We start from the raw sequence: 20,063 nt of genomic DNA on the forward strand, positions 1-20,063 counted from the left end.
CTGGATAAGCGTCAGGCGTTAGATGCCGGTGCGAGGTCGATATGAAAACGCGCGCCGTTTCCCGGCTGGGAGTCCAGCGTGATATGCCATCCCTGGTGATCGCAGATGCGTTGCACGAGCGATAGTCCCAGACCGAGATTGTCGATCTGTGCCGCGCCACCTCGAACGAAAGGCGCGAAAACCTGTGGAGCGATATCGGCGGCAATGCCGGGGCCATCGTCCGTTACCTCGAAAGCGGCGGCGCTGGCGTGAACGACGATCTGTGTGCCGCTTGACGCATGCTGAAGCGCATTGCGGATGAGGTTCGACAGCGCAATGCGCACCAGGGCGGCGGGGAAGGTGGGCGAGCCAGTTGGGTCTGCTGCCTTGTCGTAATCGGCAATCAGGCGCAGGCCCAGTCGGTCCGCGCGGCTGGTCCAGTGCGTCACTTCCTGTTCGACCGCATCGGCAACCGTGCTGCGGGTAAAGCCGCTCGCATCGGATGAATCGCGCGCGAGCATCAGGTACGCGGCGAGTTGCTGATGAATGTCGATCGAGGCGCTGTGCACGCGTTGTAGTTTCTGTTGCTGCATCGGCGTGAGTTCGGGATCGTCGAGCAGCAGTTCGCAGGAACTCGATATCACCGTAAGCGGCGTGCGCAGTTCGTGGCTGACGTCGGCGGTGAAGAGCTTTTCGCGCTGCAAGGCCATTTCGAGCTGGTTGTAGGTGGCATCGAATGCTGCTGCGAGACGGCCGATTTCATTGCCCGGATACGCGTGGGCGATGCGGGTTTGTGGAGGCAGCGCCGGGCGTTTGATCACCTGTTCGGCGAGCCCGACGAGCGGGCGCACCACCCGGCGCGTTACCGCGCCGCCCAGCAGAAAGGCGACAAAGAGGCTTGCGCCCACGCATAGCACAGTCAGCCAGTGCGAACGCACGCGGCGTTGTTCGAAGGCTGTGTAGTCGCGTAGCAGCACATAGCGCACGCCGTCGCGATCGTCGGCTATGACGTGCCAGTCGCGATCATTGTGTTCGATGCGTGTGAAGCCCGGTTCGACCTGGCGCAGCCACTCGGGGAACGTTTCGCTGCCGGGCTCGCCATGGAAGAAGCGGCTGCCGCGCCCGACGTCCTTGCCCGCGAGAAATTCGCCGCGCACGCGATCGAGCGCCATGCCCATGTCGATCTGCTGGAGATGCGTTTCGAGCCGGTTGACGGTCCACATCGACACCAGCGAGAGCAGCGCGCCCACCAGCACAGCGACGATCAGATAGGCGAGCACCAGTTCGCGCGCCAGCGTGCGTTGCGTCGGGCGAGGCGCGGATTCTCCAGACGCGGCGGACGCGGCCTGCTCAACCGGCATCGCTGGATCCGGCCTGAAGTTGATAGCCCACGCCATGTACGGTGTGCAGCAGCGGCTTGCCAAACGGCTTGTCGATCACCTGGCGCAGTTGATGAATATGCGTGCGCAGGCTGTCGCTATCGGGCGGGGAATCCAGCCACAAGGCTTCTTCGAGGCGCACGCGCGACACGACGGCGGGACTTTCCTGCATGAGGATTTTCAGCACGGTCATTGGCGCGGGCGGCAGGCGCAGTGTGACGCCCGCGCGCGAGAGCGAACGCGTGTCGATATCGAGTACGAGATCGGCGACCTGGAGCGTGCGTGCCGCGTTGCGCTTGCGCGGGCGCTGGAGCAGGGCATTGACGCGCGCGGCCAGTTCGGCGAGCGCAAAAGGTTTGACCAGGTAATCGTCCGCGCCCGCCTGGAAGCCGGTCAGGCGTTCGTCGAGCGTATCGCGCGCCGTCACCATGATGATTGCGGTATCGCATTGGGCCTCGGAACGCAGGCGGCGGCACAGCTCGTAGCCGTCCAGACGCGGGAGGGACAGATCGAGGATGATCAGGTCGTACTCGTTGCGCGTGGCGAGTGTGTAGCCCTGCATGCCGTCCAGCGCGCAATCGACCAGGTAATTTCGTGCCCCAAGATAACTGGCGATATTGCCGAGAATGTCGGGATCGTCTTCGATTGCAAGGATGCGCATGATACAGATGGAGCGGTGGAACGGAGAGTGCCGGATTTTATCAGTGGACGCTGGAATTTGCCGTGATGATGCAACTGCGAAGAACTCCTTAGCGTAGTCCGATGGCGCATTGTTATTGCCCATTGCAAAGCGGGCGTCGTGCGCCCGCTGTGAAAAGGTCCAGCAAGACCGGCTGAGTTGTCTAGCCGAAGTGATGCACGTAGCGCAACACGGCACGTGTTCCCTGAGGCCGGTTGCGCGCGTCCCGCTCGAAATAGGCGTTGAACATCAGATGATCCTCGGGCGAGAAGCTGTACATTGCGCCTGGGCCGATTGCCCATACGCCCTCGCGCGTGCCGGGCACGTCCTGGCCGTTCTCCTTCATGTCGGTGATCTGGCGCAGCCAGTAGCCGTTGAGGCCCAACCGCAAGCCTGGGCGCACCTCGTATTCGGTTGCGAAGTTCGCATGAATCGCCTGGCCGGCCTGGGTAGAGGTGACGTCGGTGCCCAGCGCCGTGGAGGGTTCGTGGTTGGTCGCGTTCCAGAGGTAGTGCAGACGCCAGGAAAGCGTCCATTGCGGCGTGAGCCAGACCGTGGCCGCCCAGTATGGATCGAACGACCAGAAGTGGCTGCCGGGATTGACCGCGCGCGAGGGATCGTAGGCGCCGGTCGGCGCGATGAACTGGAGTTCGACGCGCTGGGCAAAGCGCGGCCCAGACGGCCCCATGACCGGATCGGACTGGAGGAACGGCCCAATCACCATATCGCCAAAACCGGCGCGACCATTGAGCGCCATATTGTTCATGCCGTCGTCGGTATGCGCGGAGGCGACCCACGGCAGAATCACATCGAGGCCCGGATGGAGGCCCGCGAATTTGAGCGGCGCCTGATAGACCAGTTGGCTGAGTCCCGCGAAGACATCGATGGACTGCTTGGGCAACGCCACGCGTCCGCCCGCGTTGTCGTTGATGCGCGATGCACTGTAGTACTCAAGGTACTGTGTGCCATACCAGCCTGAGCCTGCAGGCGGCAGGCCATCGAGAAAGCTCGTGAAGCCGAGATTGAGCGAGGGCAGATCGGACGCCGCGGCGCTGGCACAGGCGCTTAGCCCAAGTACAGCGAGCGCGAGCTTTCGGATACGGTGTTTCATGACGAACTCCTCTTGTTAATTATGGATGACTAATGATCACGGTTGTGCCAAGGCGGGATGTTCAGTGAGCGCGCGGTACTGGCCGCCGTGAAAAACCAGCGGCGGCTTGCCGAATACATCGAAGTGCTCGATCAGGCCGATGAAGATCAGATGATCGCCGCCTTCGTACTGCCCGACATTGCGGCAGACGAGTCGCGCGCTCGTTCCGTCGAGGCATGGCACGCGGGTGAGCGTCGAGTGCGTACAGGGCACGCCGCTAAACTTGTCATCGGCAGGCGTGGCAAAGTGGCGCGAAAGATCGATCTGGTCGTGCGCGAGAATGTTGATCGCAAAACGTTCGGCATGCTGAAAGTCCAGGCAGCTCGGCGCGGCCTTACGCAGGCTCCACAGGATCAAAGGCGGGTCGAGCGAGAGAGAAGAGAACGAATTCGCGGTCAGCCCGATCCGGCGTCCGTTTTCGGCGCACGTCGTCACGACGGTAACGCCGGTTGCGAACTGGCCGAATACCGCACGCAACTGCGCGGGATCGAGAGTGGGTGTATCACGGGATTCGAGTTCAAGCGAAGCGTTCATGGCTAGGGCTCCCGTGGCGCTCATGCTGCGCACTCGACATGTTCGCGAATTGCCGCGGCGCACGCCTGCGGATCGAACCACCACGGCGAGAACGCGCGCGGATCGTCGAAGCCGTTGACGATCCGCGCGGCAAGCGATGGCGATGTGGCTGCCGCGCCCAGCAGATCGAGCAGATGCGGCGCAGGCGGCGTGAGCAGCGAATTGGTCCAGCCCACGACGTGCTGTGCGTATGACCAGTAGCGCTCGAAGGTGGCTTGCATCCAGTCTTCGCTGAATGGCGCCGCCTCATGCGTGAGGATCGCGTCCAGATAGACGCTGGCGCATTTCGCGGCGCTATTCGCGCCCTGGCCCGTGATCGGATCGTTGACGACGACGGCGTCGGCCATCCCCAACACTGCACGGCCAGAGGGCAGCCGGAACGACGGATTGCGCACGCCAGGCGTAAAGCGTCCGGCGAGCGTGCCGTTCGCGTCGGTCAGTTCGATGTTGCGGCAGCGTTCGGCTTCCCACGGCAGATACTGGTGCACGATCGACAGACTGCGTTCCAGATGCTGCCCGGGCGTTTGCACGTCGCCCCAGCAATCCAGCGGGCCGCCCGGAATGCCTTCGAACACCATGATTTCGCAGGGGCCCGAAAGCGTGAGCGCCGGAAAAACGAAGTATTCGCCAATGCCTGGCAGCAGATTGAAACGCACCCGCGAATAGGGCGCGCCCGGCGTCATGCCGGTGACATAGGTGAGCGCAAGCGCGCGCTGCGGCCGATCGAATACCGAGCGTGTGGCGTCACGCCCGAACAGATTGACGATTTCACCCTTGCCCGCCGCAAGCAGGACGAGATCATGGCTCTGCGCGAGCGTCTCCAGTTCGGGAATGCCCACATCGCCGATCTGCACCTGAGCGCCACGGCGTTCGATTTCTTCGAGCCACGCCGACATCTTCAGGCGCTGATCGACCGATTGCGCGTAACGGGTCATCCGCGACGACCAGTCGATCGCCTTGTGGCCCCGTCCGTCGGGCGACACCACCGTCAGGCTGATGCCTTCCACGGCGGGGCAGGCTTCTTCCCAGTGATTGAGGCCAAGATCGCGTTCGAGCTGCAGGGCGGAGTGAAACATGCACTGGCTGGACATGACCTTGCCCGTGCGGATCGATTGCGCGTCCCGATTGGTGGCGAGCGTAACCTGATAGCCCTGATCGAGCAGGGCGAAGGCGAGTTGCAGGCCCGACTGGCCAGCGCCGACAATGGCAATTCGTCTCATTATGGAATCCTGATTGATAGAAAATGAGTGGGGCTTGAATATGGGAAGAACAGCCTATTCTGCGAGGCGCGTAATCGCGGCTTCCGCTTGCTCCGGGCCCATCGCGGAGTAACCGCCATCTACGGCGTAATCGGCGCCAGTGACGAAACTTGCCGCGTCGCTGCAGAGAAAAGTGACCACGCGCGCCACTTCCTCGGGGTCGCCTACGCGCCCTAGCAGGTGATAGGGCGCGGCCACGCGATTGGTTTTCTCGCGGTCGCCGTGCGTGAGATCGTCCATCAGCCGCGACCACGTCCAGCCTGGGGAAACGGAATTCACGCGGATGCCGTCGCGTGCGAAGTCCATCGCCATGTTGCGGGTGAGCTGGCGTATTGCGGCCTTGGAGGTGGGATACAGCCAGCGGCCCGTTTGCGCGCAGTCCGCCGATATCGAGCTGAAATTCACGAGCGCGCCGCCGCCGCGTTTGACCATATAGGGATGTACGGCCATGCTCAACATCACCGCCGACACCACGTTCACATCCATCGCCGCGAGCCAGTCGTTGCGATTGGCTCGCATGCCGTTGTCGACGTAGCTGCAAGCCAGATTCACCAGCAGATCCACGCCGCCGAAGCGTTCCGCTACAGCGGCGACGGCGCGATTGATCGCGCTGTCGTCCGTGATGTCGACGCACAGGAACAGGGCGTTTTCGCCGATGGATTGAGCGACGCTTGCGCCATGTACTTCGTCGATATCGAAAATGGCGACGCGTGCGCCCGCATGAACCAGATCGCGTACTACCGCCGCGCCGATCAGCGTCGCGCCGCCTGTAACGATGGCGACCTTACCTTTGAGTTCGATCATGCCAGGTCTCCTGATAAAGGCTTAGTGGATTTCGTTCGCAGCGCTATCGCGCTGCCAGCGCGGCATGAGCCGGTTGGAGGGGACGGTTTCGTCGAGGAGCTTGCGCGCTGTTTCCACGCCCGCGACTGGCAGACCCTCGGCGTCGAGCAAGCCGATCTGCACCAGTACGCTGGCCTGATCCCAGTAGATGTGCTCGTGATAGAGCTTGTTTCCGCGAAACTTCACGATCGCGACGAGCGGAATCTCCACGCGCTTGCCGGTGGGCGCGACACCTGGCAGCATCCAGTCGATTTCGGTCGTGTGTGTGAAGCAGAAAAGCAGTTCGTCGACCACCTGGGTCGCGCCAATCGTGCGCGAAACCGGAGTAATGGTGGTATCCGGCGGATTCGTGTGGACGAAATGATGGCTGTAGAAATGCTTGAGTTCGTCGTGACCGACGCCGCCGGTGAGGGTGGGAATATGATTGACGTACGGTTGGGCCACCATCGTGGCCATGGTCGCGTCGACGTTGCGCGTATCGAACTCGTGCGCAAGGTGAACCTCCCATAGCGCGGAAAGATCGTGGCGCGGTCCCAGCGTTTCACGAAACGCCGTGACGGCGCGCTGGTGCGCCATCGACGCCGCAGCCTTGTCCCAATGCGCGCTGCCGGTACGGGCAAAAGCGTGGTCGGCGCCGGGGTACGTGTAGAGTTCGACGCCCGCGCGTCCGGCGAGCGAACGCCCGATCTGCTCGCGCGCCTCAGGCGGACAGAAGCGGTCCTCGCCCGCCATATGCAGGACGACGCGGCCAGTGAGCGCTGCAGCCTCATCGAGCGCCTTTTCGATACCCACGCCGTAATAGCTCACCGCGCACGCCACCTGTGGGAGACGGCAGGCCGCGAGCCAGGCGAGCTTGCCGCCGAGGCAGAAGCCGAGCACGCCCATACCACCATTGCATTCGGGCAATTGTTCCAGTGCGCGCAGCGCGGCGGCAATATCGCCAACGCCAAGATTTTCGTCATACGCTTCGTAAAGCGCCATCGCGCGCGCCAGATCTTCGGGTGAATCGCCCAGTTCAATGCCCGGCGCGCTGCGCCAGAACAGATCCGGCAACAGCACGGTGTAGCCTTCTTCGGCGTAGTAATCGGCCACCTCGCGCATATAGCCATTGGCGCCGAATATTTCGTGACACAGCACGATCCCCGGCCCTTTACCGCTCGCCGGTGTGCTCAGATACGCGCCGAAGCTTTCGCCGTGCGGCGACGCGATCTCGATGTTTCGCCCTTTCATGAGGTCCCTCCATTGAGTTTGTGTTGGACCTAGTATTGGTGGCCGAAACAACGCGCTCTATCCGTTTCATTGAACCGTTATCCGTCGATTCCGAAAAATCGCGGTCCGTGCGCGAGGAGCGCCGGTCGGCGCGGGTTTATTCGGATGGGGGCATGCCATGCGCTCTCCTACGATGCACACAGGCCCACTTTTTGCATTTTCCCTGTCGTGAACCGTCTGGATCGCCGGATTGTCCAGATACTCGCGTCGATATCCGCAAACTCCTGGGATAGCGCGGCGCGGTTCACCACAACAGCAACGGATGCACTCATGGAGTGCAAGTGAGTGGGATTGGAGATCTTCGATGGCGCATTCTTCCCCCGGGAACCGTCTTGCCGACGCCCAATGGTTCAATTACGGCAATCTGCTGATGCAGTCGACCGATCTCGACGAAATGCGCGCGTCCGTCGCCGACGTGTTCAAGCCGCATCGCCTGACGGTCGCCGGACACGGCAACGAATTGCACGGCCGCCTGCACCACACGCGCTGGGCCAATCTCTCGTTGAATCTGCTCGATTACGGCAGTGAAGTCATCATCGAGCCCGATCAGCTCGAAGACTTCTTTCTGCTTCAGATTCCTCTACAGGGGCAGGCCGAGATCGAATGCGGCGGGCGGCAGTTCGTATCGTCGCCGTTGGCCGCTTCACTGGTTTCGCCAACGCAGGCGCTGCGCATGCGTTGGGGCGAAGCGTGTCCGCAGGCGATTCTTCGCGTCGAGCGCACCGTGCTGGAACGCCATGCCCAGCGTCATTTCGGGGATGCCGCGCGTGGTCCCATCGAATTCGAACCGGAGTTCTCGCTGACATCGGCGCAGGGGCAGTGCGTGATGCAACTGCTGCCGGTGCTCGCGGAGATCATGAGCACGGAGGCGCATCCGCTGCGTAATCCGCTCGCGTTCGAGCAGTTCGAATCGACGTTGCTCAACGCATTGATCTACGGTCAGCCGAATAGCGTACGCAACAGCACGATGCACGAACGTCGGCCGCTTGCGCCGTTCTACGTCAGGCGTGTGGAGGAATACATCCGCGCGCATTTGCAGGAGCCGTTGACGATCGAGCGCCTTGCGGAGTATGGCAATGTGAGCCCAAGCACCTTGTTTGCCGCGTTCAAGCACTGCCACGGCGTCACGCCGATGGCGCTCGTGCGCCAGTTGCGGCTCGAACGGGTGCGGATGGATCTGCTCAGTATCGAGCCTGCGAATGGGCTCCGACGTTCGTCAGTTACCGATATCGCGCTGAAATGGGGCTTCGCTCACCTCGGGCGCTTTGCGATGGAGTACAAGCGTGCGTTCGGCGAGTCTCCATCGGAAAGTTTGAGGGCGCGGCGCGACACGCTCTAGTCGCTTCTATTGGCGTCGCGGCCGCTACGCCGCGCGCTTGCCGAACGCATGCCTTTCGATCACGCGCGCGAGCGTAGCGAACGCCGGATCGATGTTTTCGTGCGGGACACAGGCATATCCAGTTAGTAATCCTTTGCGTTGTTGCTTGCCTAGATAGTACGAGGCAAGTGGCCGAACGATGACCCCGGCATCGTAGGCTGCGGCCGCGACCACGCGGTCGTCGCAGGACTCGGGCAAGCCGAGTACGAAATGCAGCCCCGCTTCGTCACCCATCACCGGCAGGGCATCGCCGAAGTGCCGGGTGACGGCGTCGATCAGCAATTGGCGGCGCTCGCCATACAGCGTACGCATGCGCCGCACGTGCGAGGTGAGATAGCCGTCCATGATGAATTCGGCGAGCACGGCCTGCTGCATCAACTGGCCTTCGCGATAAAGCTCCGCCACAGCAGTGCGGAAGGTCGCGGCGAGTCGCTCGGGCACCACCATATAGCCGATGCGCAGGCCCGGAAACAGCAGCTTGCCAAGGCTGCCCACATAGATCACACGATCCGATTCGTCGAGTCCTTGCAGGGAAGCGAGCGGCCGGCTGCCATAGCGGAATTCGCTGTCGTAATCGTCCTCGATGATCCAGACCTTGTGCTGGCGCGCGTATTCGAGCAAGGTGCGCCGCCTCGCGAGGCTCATGACCATGCCGAGGGGATATTGATGCGAGGGCGTGACCAGCGCCATACGCGGGGGATGACGCAAATCCGATTCGCGCGGGTTCAGGCCTTCGGCATCCACCGGGATGGGCGCGAGCTTGATGCCGGACGCCTGCAGGACGCTGCGCGCGCCCCAGTAGCACGGTTCCTCGACCCAGGCGCGGTCGCCGTGGTCGGCGAGCAGGCGCACGGCAAGATCGATCGACTGATGGATGCCGGTGGTGATGATGATCTGGTCGGGCGAGCACCGCACCGAGCGCGCGACGCGCAGATAGTCCGACAAGGCGCGCCGCAGCGGACGATAGCCGCCGCCTGGCGCATAGGTGAGCAGGTCGTGGCTCGCCGATTTCCACAGACGCGATTGCAGGCGGCTCCAGGTGCGCGCGGGAAACTCGGCGACGTCGGGCACGCCGGGCATGAACGCGCCCCATTGCTTCGCCGAGACGCCCGCTTCGTCGATCAGGCGCTGCCCGCGCACGGACAGGTCGCCGCGCGGGCAGGATGCGGGCGCAACGGGCGCATCGGCGTCTTCCGGGGCGCGGGTGGCGCGCGGACCGACCGCCGTGGTGTCGGGGCGCGTGTCGGCCACGTAGGTGCCGCTGCCGGTGGTCGACAGCACGTAGCCCTCGGCGCTCAACTGGTCGTACACATGCAGCACCGTATTGCGCGCGATGCCGAGGTCGCCTGCGAGCGTGCGCGAACTGGGCAGCTTGGTGCCGGGCGCGAGCCGGCCGGTCAGGATGGCTTGCTGCATCAGGCTGAGCAGTTGCCGGTAAACCGGTTCGACATCGGCTTTATCGAGTTGCGCGGCGAGCCAGTCGGACAAAATTACCATCGGATCACCCTGACAAAGTGGCTCTATTCGGAATAATGAAATGGCTCCATTGCATGGAACCGTAACCGACTATAGTAATCCGCACGTCAGGTTCGGTTAATGCCAGCGACAGCTTTTATTTAATCGCGCCGGATCGACGGTTCACGGCAATACGGGAATAAAGACAGGAGACCGGGCGATGAAGCAGTCGGACGTGATCGTCAGCTTTCGCGGTGTGCGCAAGACCTACGACGGCGAAACCCTCGTGGTGAAGCAGCTTGATCTGGACATCTATCAGGGCGAGTTCCTGACGCTGCTTGGGCCATCCGGCTCGGGCAAGACCACATGTCTGATGATGCTCGCGGGTTTTGAATTTCCGACTGGCGGGGAAATCCGCCTGGAGGGCAAGCTGCTCAACAACGTGCCGCCGCACAAGCGCGATATCGGCATGGTGTTCCAGAACTACGCGCTGTTCCCGCACATGACGGTCGAACAGAACGTGGCGTATCCGCTGGGCGTGCGCAAGGTGCCTGCGGGCGAGCGCGCCGCGCGCGTGAACGATGCGCTCAAGATGGTGCGCATGGAGAGCTTCGCGAAGCGTTATCCGGCGCAGCTTTCCGGCGGCCAGCAGCAACGTATCGCGCTGGCGCGTGCGCTGGTGTTCCAGCCCAAGCTCGTGCTCATGGACGAACCGCTCGGCGCACTCGACAAACAGCTGCGCGAACATATGCAGTACGAACTGAAGTCGCTGCACGAAAAGCTCGGCGTCACGTTCGTCTACGTCACGCACGATCAGGGCGAGGCGCTCACCATGTCGGACCGCGTGGCGGTGTTCGACAAGGGCATCGTGCAACAGCTCGACAGCGTGGACCGGTTGTATGAATCGCCATGCAACGAATTCGTGGCCAACTTCATCGGCGATAGCAATCGCCTGCGCGGCAAGATCGCCTCGGTCGAAGGCGAGTTCTGTGAAATCCATCTGGCCGACGGCACGCGCCTCACGGGCCGCAATGTCGCCGGCGCGCAAGCCGGTGCGGATGCCATCGCCTGCATTCGTCCCGAGCGCATGAAGCTGAGCGTGCCCGGTGTGAATGGAGCGGCGAGCGGGGCGGCGAACGCCATCGCCGGCGAGGCGCGCAGTCTCATCTATTACGGCGACCACGTGCGCATGCGCTGCGGTTTGCACCAGCAGGACGAGTGCTTCGTCAAAGTGCCGCTCGGCACCGCGGCGCTCGCCGGTTTCGCGCCCGGGCAGCCGGTTGCGCTCGAGTTTGCGCCCGAACATCTGCGCGTGTTCGCGTGAAGACGACCGGGCCACGCCTCGCGTGCTGAAGGCCCGGCAAGACAACCACCAAGGAGAAGGGATTTCATCATGAAGAAGATCGGCAACATGCACGTTGCGGCGGTCGCGGCCACGCTCGCATTCTCGTTTGGCGCAGCCCACGCTGCGGAACTCACGGTCGTCAATTTCGGCGGCGCGAATGGCAATGCGCAGAAGGCGGCGTTCAACGAGCCGTACCAGGCGCAGTCGGGCACGAAGATCACGACCGTCGAGTACAACGGCGAGCAGGCCAAGGTCAAGGCGATGGTCGAAGCGAAGCACGTCAACTGGGACGTGGTGGAAGTGGAAACCGGCGACATCGCACGCGGTTGCGACGAAGGCCTGTACGAGAAGCTCGACTGGTCGAAGCTCGGCAACAAGAGCGACTTCATGAAGGCCGCGCAGCAGCCGTGCGGCGCGGGCTTCTTCGTGTGGTCCACGGCGCTCGCCTATAACGCCGACAAGCTCAAGACCGCGCCCGCAGGCTGGGCCGACTTCTGGGACACGAAGAAATTCCCGGGCAAGCGCGGTATGCGCAAGGGCGCGCAGTACAACCTCGAATTCGCGCTGATGGCCGACGGCGTGGCGCCTCAGGACGTCTACAAGGTGCTCTCGACGAAAGCCGGGCAGGACCGCGCCTTCAAGAAGCTCGACGAGCTGAAGCCGAATATCCAGTGGTGGGAAGCGGGCGCACAGCCGCCCCAGTTTCTGGTGGCCGGCGACGTGGTGATGTCCACGGCCTTCAATGGCCGGATCGACGCCGCGCAGCGCGAAGGCAAGAACCTCAAGGTCGTGTGGAACGGCAGCATCTACGATCTGGACTACTGGGCCATTCCGAAGGGCACGCCGAACAAGGATGCGGCGCTCAAGTACATCGCCTACACGCTTTCGCCGAAGCCGCAGCAGGAGTACGCGAAGCACATCGCTTACGGTCCGGTGAACGAGAGCGCCATCAAGTCGCTTGACGCGAAGACGCTGGACAACCTGCCGAACTCGCCGGCCAACGGCAAGAACGCGGTGCAGCAGAACCTCACGTTCTGGACCGACCACGGCGACGAACTGGAGCAGCGCTTCGCGTCGTGGGCAGCGAAGTAAGCGCGTGAAGCGTTGAAGTATCCGTTGCGCGGCGCCCGGCTTGCAGGACGCAAGACGCGCCGCGCAGCAACGGAGGCAGTGCAGGAGACCTGAAGTGACAACGATGACGACCGCAACAAACGTAGCCGACAACGCTGGCGAATCGAGCGCGCGATTGAAACGCGAACTACGCGTCGCGCAGGCGAAGAAGCGCACGATGGCGCTGATGCTGATCGCGCCGCTGGCGATTTTTCTGTTGCTGATTTTCGTCGTGCCGATTGCGGCGTTGCTCACGCGCGCCGTGCAGAACCCCGAAGTGGCCACCGCGCTGCCGCATACGGTCGCCGCGCTGCATGACTGGGACCGCAAGCGCGTGCCGCCCGACGCAGCCTATGCCGCGCTCGCGCAGGATCTGACGGCGGTGCAGGACGGCGATGCCATGGGCGCGCTTGCCCGCCGGCTGAACGTGGAAATCGCCGGTTACCGTTCGCTGGTGGCGAAGACCGCGCGCGCCATGCCGCTGGCCGACGACGACGGCAAGCCGCTCACGCTCACACCCGCACAAACGCACGCCAAACTCGTCGAACTGGACGATCGCTGGAACGATGTCGCGTACTGGCAGGCCATCGCGAAGAACAGCGGCCGCTATTCGCCGTTCTATCTGCTCGCCTCGCTCGATCACAAACAGGACGCCTTTGGCGGCATCGTGGCCGCCGACCCCGAACAGCAGATCTATCTCGCCGTATTCGGCCGCACGTTCGTGATCAGTGTGTTCGTCACCTTGTTCGCACTCGCGCTGGGTTATCCGCTCGCGTACTGGATCTCGACGCTGCCGGAGCGCCGCGCCAATCTCGTGATGATCCTCGTGCTGATTCCGTTCTGGACGTCGATTCTCGTGCGCGTGGCGGCGTGGATCGTGATCCTGCAAAGCGAGGGTCTGGTGAACAAGGCCTTGATCGGCACCGGCATCATCTCGTCGCCGCTCGCGCTGCTGTTCAACCGCGTGGGCGTGTATATCTCGATGACGCACATTCTGCTGCCCTTCATGGTGCTGCCGCTCTATAGCGTGATGAAGTCGATCCCGCCCACCTATCAGCGCGCGGCGGTCTCGCTCGGCAGTCATCCGTTTGCGGCGTTCTGGCGCGTGTACGTGCCGCAGACCTATCCCGGCATCGGTGCGGGTGTGCTGCTGGTGTTCATCCTCTCGATTGGCTACTACATCACGCCCGCGCTGCTCGGCGGTCCCGCCGACCAGATGGTGAGCTACTACGTGGCGTACTTCACCAACGTGTCGATCAACTGGGGCATGGCGTGCTCGCTTGGCGCGCTGCTGCTGGCGGCCACCACGGTGCTGTACTTCGTCTATGTGCGCTTCACGCGCACCAACCTGAGCCTCGGCTAACGGAGGCCACGACATGAAATTCGCAAAACCGCTGTTTGCGCCGCATACGTCGGGCATCGAACGCGTCTGGTATTTCACGCTGCGCGGCCTTGCTGTGCTCACGCTGCTGTATCTGATCCTGCCCGTGCTGGCGATCGTGCCGCTCTCGTTTTCGTCGAGCACGTTCCTCGTGTATCCGATTCCGGGCTGGTCGCTGCGCTGGTACGAAAATCTCGTGATGTCCGACGAGTGGCGCATGGCCGCGAAGAACAGTTTTATTGTCGGGCCGCTCGCGACCCTGGTGGCCACCGTGCTGGGCACGCTCGCGGCCATCGGTCTGAACAAGGCCGATTTTCGCGGCAAATCGCTGCTCATGGCGATCCTCATTTCGCCGATGATCGTGCCGGTGGTGGTGGTGGGCGTGGGCATGTATCTGTTCTTCGCGCCGCTTGGTCTCGCCAATACGTATGTCGGGCTGATTCTCGCGCATGCGTCGCTGGGCGTGCCGTTCGTGGTGACGACGGTGTCGGCCACGCTCGCGGGTTTCAATCACAATCTCGTGCGCGCGAGCCTGTCGCTGGGAGCGAATCCGGTCACGACATTCTTTCGCATCACCTTGCCGGTGATTGCGCCGGGCGTGATTTCGGGGGCTTTGTTTGCGTTCGCCACGTCGTTCGACGAGGTGGTCGTGACGCTGTTCCTTGCGGGCGCCGATCAAACCACCTTGCCGCGCCAGATGTTCACCGGCATCCGCGAGAACATCAGCCCGACGATTGCCGCGCTGGCGACGATCCTGATTGTCTTCTCGACCTGCCTGCTGCTTGCGCTCGAATGGCTGCGCGGAAGAAATGCGGCTCGTGCGGTCAAGGCCTGAAGCTGGACATTGCTGAAAATGCGGCGTGCGGGTGCTGGATTCGCGCTGTGCCGCCCTGCGGCAGGAGGGTGGCACCACGGCACTACGCCAAAGCGAGCCGCGCGACTGCCGATTGAGCGGCCGAGCGGCTATCAGCCTTTCACGCGCGGCGCTTGCCAGTTCGACTCGCGCGCGAATTCGACGAAAGCATTGAGGTAATCCACCACGGCATCGTCCTCGCGCGTGCCGAGGAAAATCTGCTTGGCGATCCCCTGTTTGCCGAGCTTGACGATGGCGAGCGGCATGCGGTCCGCGTATTCTTCCGCGAGCCATTTGGGCAGCGCCGCCACGCCGCGAAGGCTCGCGACCATCTGCAGCATGATGTCCGTCGTCTCGATCGTTTTGTGCCGACGCGGAATGATGCCGGCGGGGCGCAGAAACTGGTTGTAGATGTCGAGCCGGTCGGTTTCCACGGGATAGGTGATAAGCGTTTCGTCGATCAGCTGTTCCGGTTTCACATAGCGCTCGCCTGCCAGCCGATGGCTCTCCGCGACCACCAGCACCTGCTCATAGTCGAACACCGGCTCGAAACGCAGGCCGGGGCGGTTGAGCGGATCGGGCGTCACCAGCACGTCGATGTCGTAACCGATCAGCGCGCCGATCCCACCAAACTGGAAGCGCTGCTTCACGTCTACGTCCACATCGGGAAATCTCGCCAGATACGGAGAAACCACCTTCAGCAGCCACTGATAGCACGGCGCGCATTCCATACCGATGCGCAGCGTGCCGCGCTCGCCTGCCGCGTACTGCTTCATGCGCTCTTCGGCGAGTTCGAATTGGGGCAGTAGCCGCTCGGCGAGCGACAGCAGATACTGGCCAGCCTGCGTCGGGCGCAGACTGCGCCCCTCGCGGTGCCAGATCGCGGTGCCAAGTTGCTGCTCGATCTTTTTGACCGTGTGGCTCAACGCCGATTGCGTGAGGAAAAGCGACTCCGCGGCGGCGGTGAGTGAGCCCTGACGGGCCACTTCGCGAACGATGACGAGATGAACGCGTTCGAGCATGGAAATGGATAGACCGGAAAAGAATGAAGAAAACTAATGGACAGATGAAATAATGCCATTTTTCTTCATTGAAGATAAGCCCTAAAATCGCTCCTCCGTCCGAACGTTGTTTGTTTTAACGGGACGGCGGTAAAGAGGGTCGTGGAGGCCGTGCACGCTCCTCAACGACGACGTTGCCAGGGGTTTTCTTCGAAGAAAAGCGACATGACGATCAACGAGAGTGCCGAGATCGCGCGGCTCATGAAGATGCTTGAATCGGATGCGGAAGAATGCTGGCCGCTCTACGAAGAAGTCGGGCGTATTGTCGTGTCTTACCTGCTCGCGCATGACCGGCCGGCGGTGTCCGGTATTGCCGAAGCCTGGGCCGCAAGTTCGCGCACACAGGGCGCGCTCGCCGATACGTGGCCCGATTCACCGCGCTATACGCAAATACGGTCCGAAGCGACCGAAGCAGACGCAGCGCTCTTCGCGCTCATCCGGAAAGCGGTCCTTCCCCAGCTACGGTAGCGAACGCGGGGAGCGGCCAACGAACGGTTTTCGATGAATGGAACTAATGGATATATGAAGAATAATCCATAGTCGAATAACAGGCGGTCCAGGATAATCGCGGGTTACCTCAGCAAATTGAGCGTTTCCCGCGCGGCCTGAAAGACAAGCGCCGCTGCGAAAGCATGCCGGTCTCGCCTCAGCCTGCGTGACGTTTCAGCGATAGGAGATGTCATGACATCAATCGATAACCGCAAACCTCTCCCACTGCCTGGCGGCCAGAGCAAGGTGCTGCTGCATTCGTGCTGCGCGCCATGTTCTGGGGAAGTCATGGAAGCCATGGTGGCGTCGGGCATCGACTTCACGATTTTCTTTTATAACCCGAATATTCATCCGCTCAAGGAATACGAACTGCGCAAAGACGAAAACATCCGCTTTGCCGAAAAGTTTGGCATTCCGTTTGTCGATGCCGATTACGACCGGGATAACTGGTTCGAACGCGCACGCGGGATGGAGCATGAGCCGGAGCGCGGCATCCGCTGCACGATGTGCTTCGACATGCGCTTTGAGCGCACGGCGCTCTATGCGCATGAGCATGGCTTTCCGGTCATCACCAGTTCGCTAGGCATCTCCCGCTGGAAGAACATGCAGCAGATCAACGAAAGCGGCGTGCGTGCTGCGTCCCGTTATCCTGACCTGATGTATTGGGAGTACAACTGGCGCAAAGCAGGCGGATCCGCCCGCATGATCGAGATCAGCAAGCGAGAAAACTTCTATCAGCAAGAATATTGCGGCTGCGTCTATTCGCTACGCGATACCAATCGGCATCGCGTGGAAAGCGGCCGCGAGCGCATTCAACTGGGCGTGAAGTTCTACGGCGACGACGCTGCAACCGAATCCTGAAGTCGGCGTCTGGACCCAGCCGGGCAAGCTTTACGGCGATCCAGCACGTAGCTTGCTTCATGAAAACGGCTAATGGTTGCATGAAATCAATTCATTTTTATTCATGGATGGCGTAGCATAAAATTCTGGAAACGCAAGAATTAACCGATCGCTTCGAATCAGAATTCAGGTTTCCAGATCCCAATGAGTAAAGATTTTACGTTCGCTATCAAGAGCATCTGCTTCGACGAAGACTATCGTCCTGCAGATAACACGCGCATCACCACCAATTTTGCCAATCTGGCTAGAGGCGCGAGCCGCCAGGAAAATCTGCGCAACACCTTCAGGATGATTGACAATCGTTTCAATGCGCTCGCGCATTGGGACAATCCTAAAGGCGATCGCTATGCCGTCAATCTTGAGATCATTTCTGTCGAAATGAATATTGATGGTGAAAGCAGTGTCAAAGCTCTTCCTTTGATCGAAATTCTGAAAACGAATATTGTCGATCGAAAAACCGGTGAGCGCATTGAAGGCATTGCGGGGAATAACTTTTCCTCTTATGTGCGGGACTATGACTTTAGCGTGATCTTGCTGGAGCACAACAAGGATCAGCCGAGCTTCAGCACGCCGGATAATTTTGGGGATCTGCATGGCAAGCTGTTCAAGAGCTTCGTGAATTCAAGCGCTTACAAAGAGCACTTTGCCAAACCGCCTGTGATCTGCCTCAGTGTATCGAGCAGCAAGACCTATCTTCGGACTGAAAATCAGCACCCGGTACTGGGTGTCGAATACCTGCAGGACGAATATTCGCTGACCGACGAATATTTCCGGAAGATGGGCTTGAAGGTTCGCTATTTCATGCCGCCGAATAGCGTGGCGCCTTTGGCTTTTTACTTTGTTGGCGATCTGCTCGGCGATTACACGAATCTTGAGCTTATCAGCACCATCAGCACGATGGACACCTTCCAGAAGATCTACCGGCCTGAGATTTACAACGCGAATTCGGCAGCCGGAAAGTCCTATCAGCCTAGCCTGAAGAACCAGGATTTTTCGCTTACCCGCATTGTTTACGATCGCGAAGAACGCAGTCGGCTGGCTATCGAACAGGGAAGGTTTGCTGAGGAGCAATTCATCAAACCCTATCAGACAGTTCTTGAGCAGTGGTCCGCTAACTACGCTCTCTAATGAATCAAAACGCAAGGTCATCTATTGTGAAAAAATTGCTTCCCACGTCGACTGCTGGCAGCTTGCCCAAACCCTCCTGGCTTGCAGAACCCGAGAAACTCTGGTCACCGTGGAAATTGCAGGACGAAGGACTGGTCGAAGGCAAACAGGATGCCTTGCGGTTGTCGCTGCAAGAACAACAACACGCGGGCATTGATATCGTCAGCGACGGCGAACAGACGCGTCAGCATTTCGTGACCACGTTTATCGAGCACCTGGACGGCGTCGATTTCGAGAACCGCAAGACCGTTAGAATTCGCGATCGCTATGATGCGAGCGTGCCGACGGTCGTGGGTGCTGTTGCCCGCCAGAAGCCGGTCTTTGTCGAAGATGCGAAATTCCTGCGTCAGCAAACGAAGCAACCCATCAAATGGGCGCTGCCTGGCCCGATGACGATGATCGACACGCTGTATGACGATCACTATAAGAGCCGCGAAAAGCTGGCGTGGGAATTCGCCAAAATCCTGAATCAGGAAGCGCGGGAACTGGAAGCTGCCGGCGTCGATATCATTCAGTTTGACGAACCCGCATTCAATGTGTTCTTCGACGAGGTGAATGAGTGGGGCGTTGCCACGCTGGAGCGCGCCATCGAAGGGCTCAAGTGTGAAACGGCGGTCCATATTTGCTATGGCTACGGCATCCAGGCCAATACGGACTGGAAGAAGACGCTGGGTTCGGAGTGGCGGCAGTATGAAGAGGCTTTCCCCAAGCTGCAAAAGTCCAGCATCGGCATGGTCTCGCTGGAATGCCACAACTCTCACGTTCCGATGGAACTCATCGAGCTGATTCGCGGCAAGAAGGTGATGGTGGGCGCCATTGACGTGGCGAGCAATACGATTGAAACGCCGGAAGAAGTCGCCAATACCCTGCGCAAGGCACTCAAGTTTGTCGATGCCGACAAGCTCTATCCGTGCACCAACTGCGGCATGGCTCCGCTGTCTCGCGCAATCGCGAAGGGCAAGCTGGAAGCCTTGAGCGCGGGCGCAGAAATCGTCCGCAACGAACTCTCGAACTAATTCGAGAACTGCAGTCGGAAGTGATGCTCGGGAATCGAAGGTGGCGTCGTTTGCAGGGGGTAAAGAAACTCCCTGAATCTTCTGTGGAGATGCGCCGCCCAGGTTGCCCGAGTATCCAGAGTTACGCTGCGCTCACCATCGAAATGGTGTAATGCCTTCCGGCCGGCCCCTGTATCTAGTTCCTACTATGTCACTTTCCAGTACCGCTATCGAGCCATTGAGCTTTCGCGAAGCGCTCGGGCACTACGCGTCCGGTATCACGGTGATTACATCGCACATCGAGGACGAGCCGATTGGCTTCACGTGCCAGTCGTTTTATAGCGTGTCGATGAGCCCGCCGCTGGTGTCATTCAGCGTAATGACCAACTCGGCCAGCTATCCCCGGATCCGCGAGGCAGGTCGATTCGCGGTCAATATCCTGTCGGAAGAGCAAATCAAGATCTCCAACCAGTTCGCCCGACGAGGCACGGACAAATGGCACGGAGTCGAATGGCAGGAGTCGCCGCTGGGTAATCCCATCATTGCGGGCAGCCTGCATTGGCTTGACTGCGAAATTTATGCCGAACACGCGGCAGGTGATCACCTGATCGTCATCGGTGAAGTGAAGGCGCTGAATCTGCAAGAAGCGGCTGCGACGCAGCCATTGCTGTATTTCAAAGGACAATATCGCAACATTGCTGCGCACGGCGCGGTTTGAGCGATTGCTCTTCTTCTATGATGCCAGCCTGCTGCTGGCAATCATCACCGTCGTTGCTCCGCACGATCAGGAAGTGGCTG

Annotated in this window: 19 protein-coding genes; 10 read left to right on the top strand and 9 right to left on the bottom strand. The window is 61.0% G+C overall.

Annotation, left to right across the window (positions count from 1 at the left end):
- Positions 1-11: 11 nt before the first annotated feature.
- From F3J17_RS13050 to F3J17_RS13080, 7 genes are all read right to left on the bottom strand, one after another.
- Entirely contained in the window at positions 12-1,340 is a 1,329-nt protein-coding gene (locus F3J17_RS13050; RefSeq protein WP_167058601.1) for a HAMP domain-containing sensor histidine kinase, read from the bottom strand.
- Positions 1,330-2,019, bottom strand: a complete 690-nt coding sequence (locus tag F3J17_RS13055) for a response regulator transcription factor (protein WP_167058603.1) — start codon at positions 2,017-2,019, stop codon at positions 1,330-1,332. Before F3J17_RS13055 ends, F3J17_RS13050 begins: the two co-directional genes overlap by 11 nt.
- Before the next feature lie 181 nt (positions 2,020-2,200).
- A complete protein-coding gene (locus F3J17_RS13060; RefSeq protein WP_167058605.1) occupies positions 2,201-3,148 on the bottom strand; it encodes a transporter in 948 nt (315 codons plus the stop codon).
- 36 nt (positions 3,149-3,184) lie between these two features.
- Complete coding sequence (locus F3J17_RS13065; protein ID WP_240160943.1) at positions 3,185-3,721, bottom strand: flavin reductase family protein; 537 nt, start codon at positions 3,719-3,721, stop codon at positions 3,185-3,187.
- 20 nt (positions 3,722-3,741) lie between these two features.
- Entirely contained in the window at positions 3,742-4,980 is a 1,239-nt protein-coding gene (locus F3J17_RS13070) for a styrene monooxygenase/indole monooxygenase family protein (protein ID WP_167058610.1), read from the bottom strand.
- Positions 4,981-5,034: 54 nt separating this feature from the next.
- On the bottom strand, positions 5,035-5,823 hold the full coding sequence (locus tag F3J17_RS13075; protein ID WP_167058613.1) for an SDR family oxidoreductase: 789 nt from the start codon (positions 5,821-5,823) through the stop codon (positions 5,035-5,037).
- 21 nt (positions 5,824-5,844) lie between these two features.
- Positions 5,845-7,092 (bottom strand): dienelactone hydrolase family protein, encoded by a 1,248-nt coding sequence (locus F3J17_RS13080; RefSeq protein WP_167058616.1) that lies wholly within the window; start codon positions 7,090-7,092, stop codon positions 5,845-5,847.
- 343 nt (positions 7,093-7,435) lie between these two features.
- Here F3J17_RS13080 and F3J17_RS13085 point away from each other — a divergent pair, with 343 nt between their 5' ends.
- Positions 7,436-8,470, top strand: coding sequence for an AraC family transcriptional regulator (locus F3J17_RS13085; protein ID WP_167058618.1), 1,035 nt, complete (start codon positions 7,436-7,438; stop codon positions 8,468-8,470).
- A gap of 24 nt (positions 8,471-8,494) precedes the next feature.
- Here the strand turns inward: F3J17_RS13085 and F3J17_RS13090 are convergent, their stop codons facing one another.
- The gene (locus F3J17_RS13090) at positions 8,495-10,006 is read right to left on the bottom strand and encodes a PLP-dependent aminotransferase family protein (protein WP_167058621.1); all 1,512 of its coding nucleotides are present in this window, start codon (positions 10,004-10,006) and stop codon (positions 8,495-8,497) included.
- Between the two features lie 178 nt (positions 10,007-10,184).
- Here F3J17_RS13090 and F3J17_RS13095 point away from each other — a divergent pair, with 178 nt between their 5' ends.
- The 4 genes from F3J17_RS13095 (at position 10,185) to F3J17_RS13110 (ending at position 14,635) form a co-directional block, all read left to right on the top strand.
- Entirely contained in the window at positions 10,185-11,288 is a 1,104-nt protein-coding gene (locus tag F3J17_RS13095) for an ABC transporter ATP-binding protein (protein WP_167058624.1), read from the top strand.
- An 87-nt stretch (positions 11,289-11,375) separates the two neighbouring features.
- Positions 11,376-12,401: an ABC transporter substrate-binding protein gene (locus F3J17_RS13100; protein WP_240160965.1), complete on the top strand. Its 1,026-nt coding sequence runs from the start codon at positions 11,376-11,378 to the stop codon at positions 12,399-12,401.
- Positions 12,402-12,504: 103 nt separating this feature from the next.
- Complete coding sequence (locus F3J17_RS13105; protein WP_167058630.1) at positions 12,505-13,782, top strand: ABC transporter permease; 1,278 nt, start codon at positions 12,505-12,507, stop codon at positions 13,780-13,782.
- A 13-nt stretch (positions 13,783-13,795) separates the two neighbouring features.
- Positions 13,796-14,635, top strand: coding sequence for an ABC transporter permease (locus F3J17_RS13110; RefSeq protein WP_167058633.1), 840 nt, complete (start codon positions 13,796-13,798; stop codon positions 14,633-14,635).
- A 131-nt stretch (positions 14,636-14,766) separates the two neighbouring features.
- Here F3J17_RS13110 and F3J17_RS13115 read toward each other — a convergent pair whose 3' ends face one another.
- The gene (locus F3J17_RS13115) at positions 14,767-15,675 is read right to left on the bottom strand and encodes a LysR family transcriptional regulator (protein ID WP_167058636.1); all 909 of its coding nucleotides are present in this window, start codon (positions 15,673-15,675) and stop codon (positions 14,767-14,769) included.
- A 204-nt stretch (positions 15,676-15,879) separates the two neighbouring features.
- On the opposite strand from F3J17_RS13115, the gene F3J17_RS13120 reads away from it, so the two are divergent.
- The 5 genes from F3J17_RS13120 to F3J17_RS13140 all read left to right on the top strand — a co-directional run bounded on the left by F3J17_RS13120 (position 15,880) and on the right by F3J17_RS13140 (position 19,983).
- Entirely contained in the window at positions 15,880-16,182 is a 303-nt protein-coding gene (locus F3J17_RS13120) for a hypothetical protein (RefSeq protein WP_167058640.1), read from the top strand.
- 213 nt (positions 16,183-16,395) lie between these two features.
- Entirely contained in the window at positions 16,396-17,064 is a 669-nt protein-coding gene (locus F3J17_RS13125) for an epoxyqueuosine reductase QueH (protein WP_167058642.1), read from the top strand.
- Positions 17,065-17,247: 183 nt separating this feature from the next.
- Positions 17,248-18,231 (top strand): DUF1852 domain-containing protein, encoded by a 984-nt coding sequence (locus F3J17_RS13130; protein WP_167058645.1) that lies wholly within the window; start codon positions 17,248-17,250, stop codon positions 18,229-18,231.
- A 26-nt stretch (positions 18,232-18,257) separates the two neighbouring features.
- Positions 18,258-19,286, top strand: a complete 1,029-nt coding sequence (locus F3J17_RS13135; protein ID WP_345891189.1) for a methionine synthase — start codon at positions 18,258-18,260, stop codon at positions 19,284-19,286.
- A 187-nt stretch (positions 19,287-19,473) separates the two neighbouring features.
- On the top strand, positions 19,474-19,983 hold the full coding sequence (locus F3J17_RS13140; protein ID WP_167058648.1) for a flavin reductase family protein: 510 nt from the start codon (positions 19,474-19,476) through the stop codon (positions 19,981-19,983).
- The last annotated feature ends 80 nt before the right edge of the window (positions 19,984-20,063 follow it).

The organism is Burkholderia sp. Ax-1719 (assembly GCF_011753055.1).
GTDB lineage: Bacteria > Pseudomonadota > Gammaproteobacteria > Burkholderiales > Burkholderiaceae > Paraburkholderia.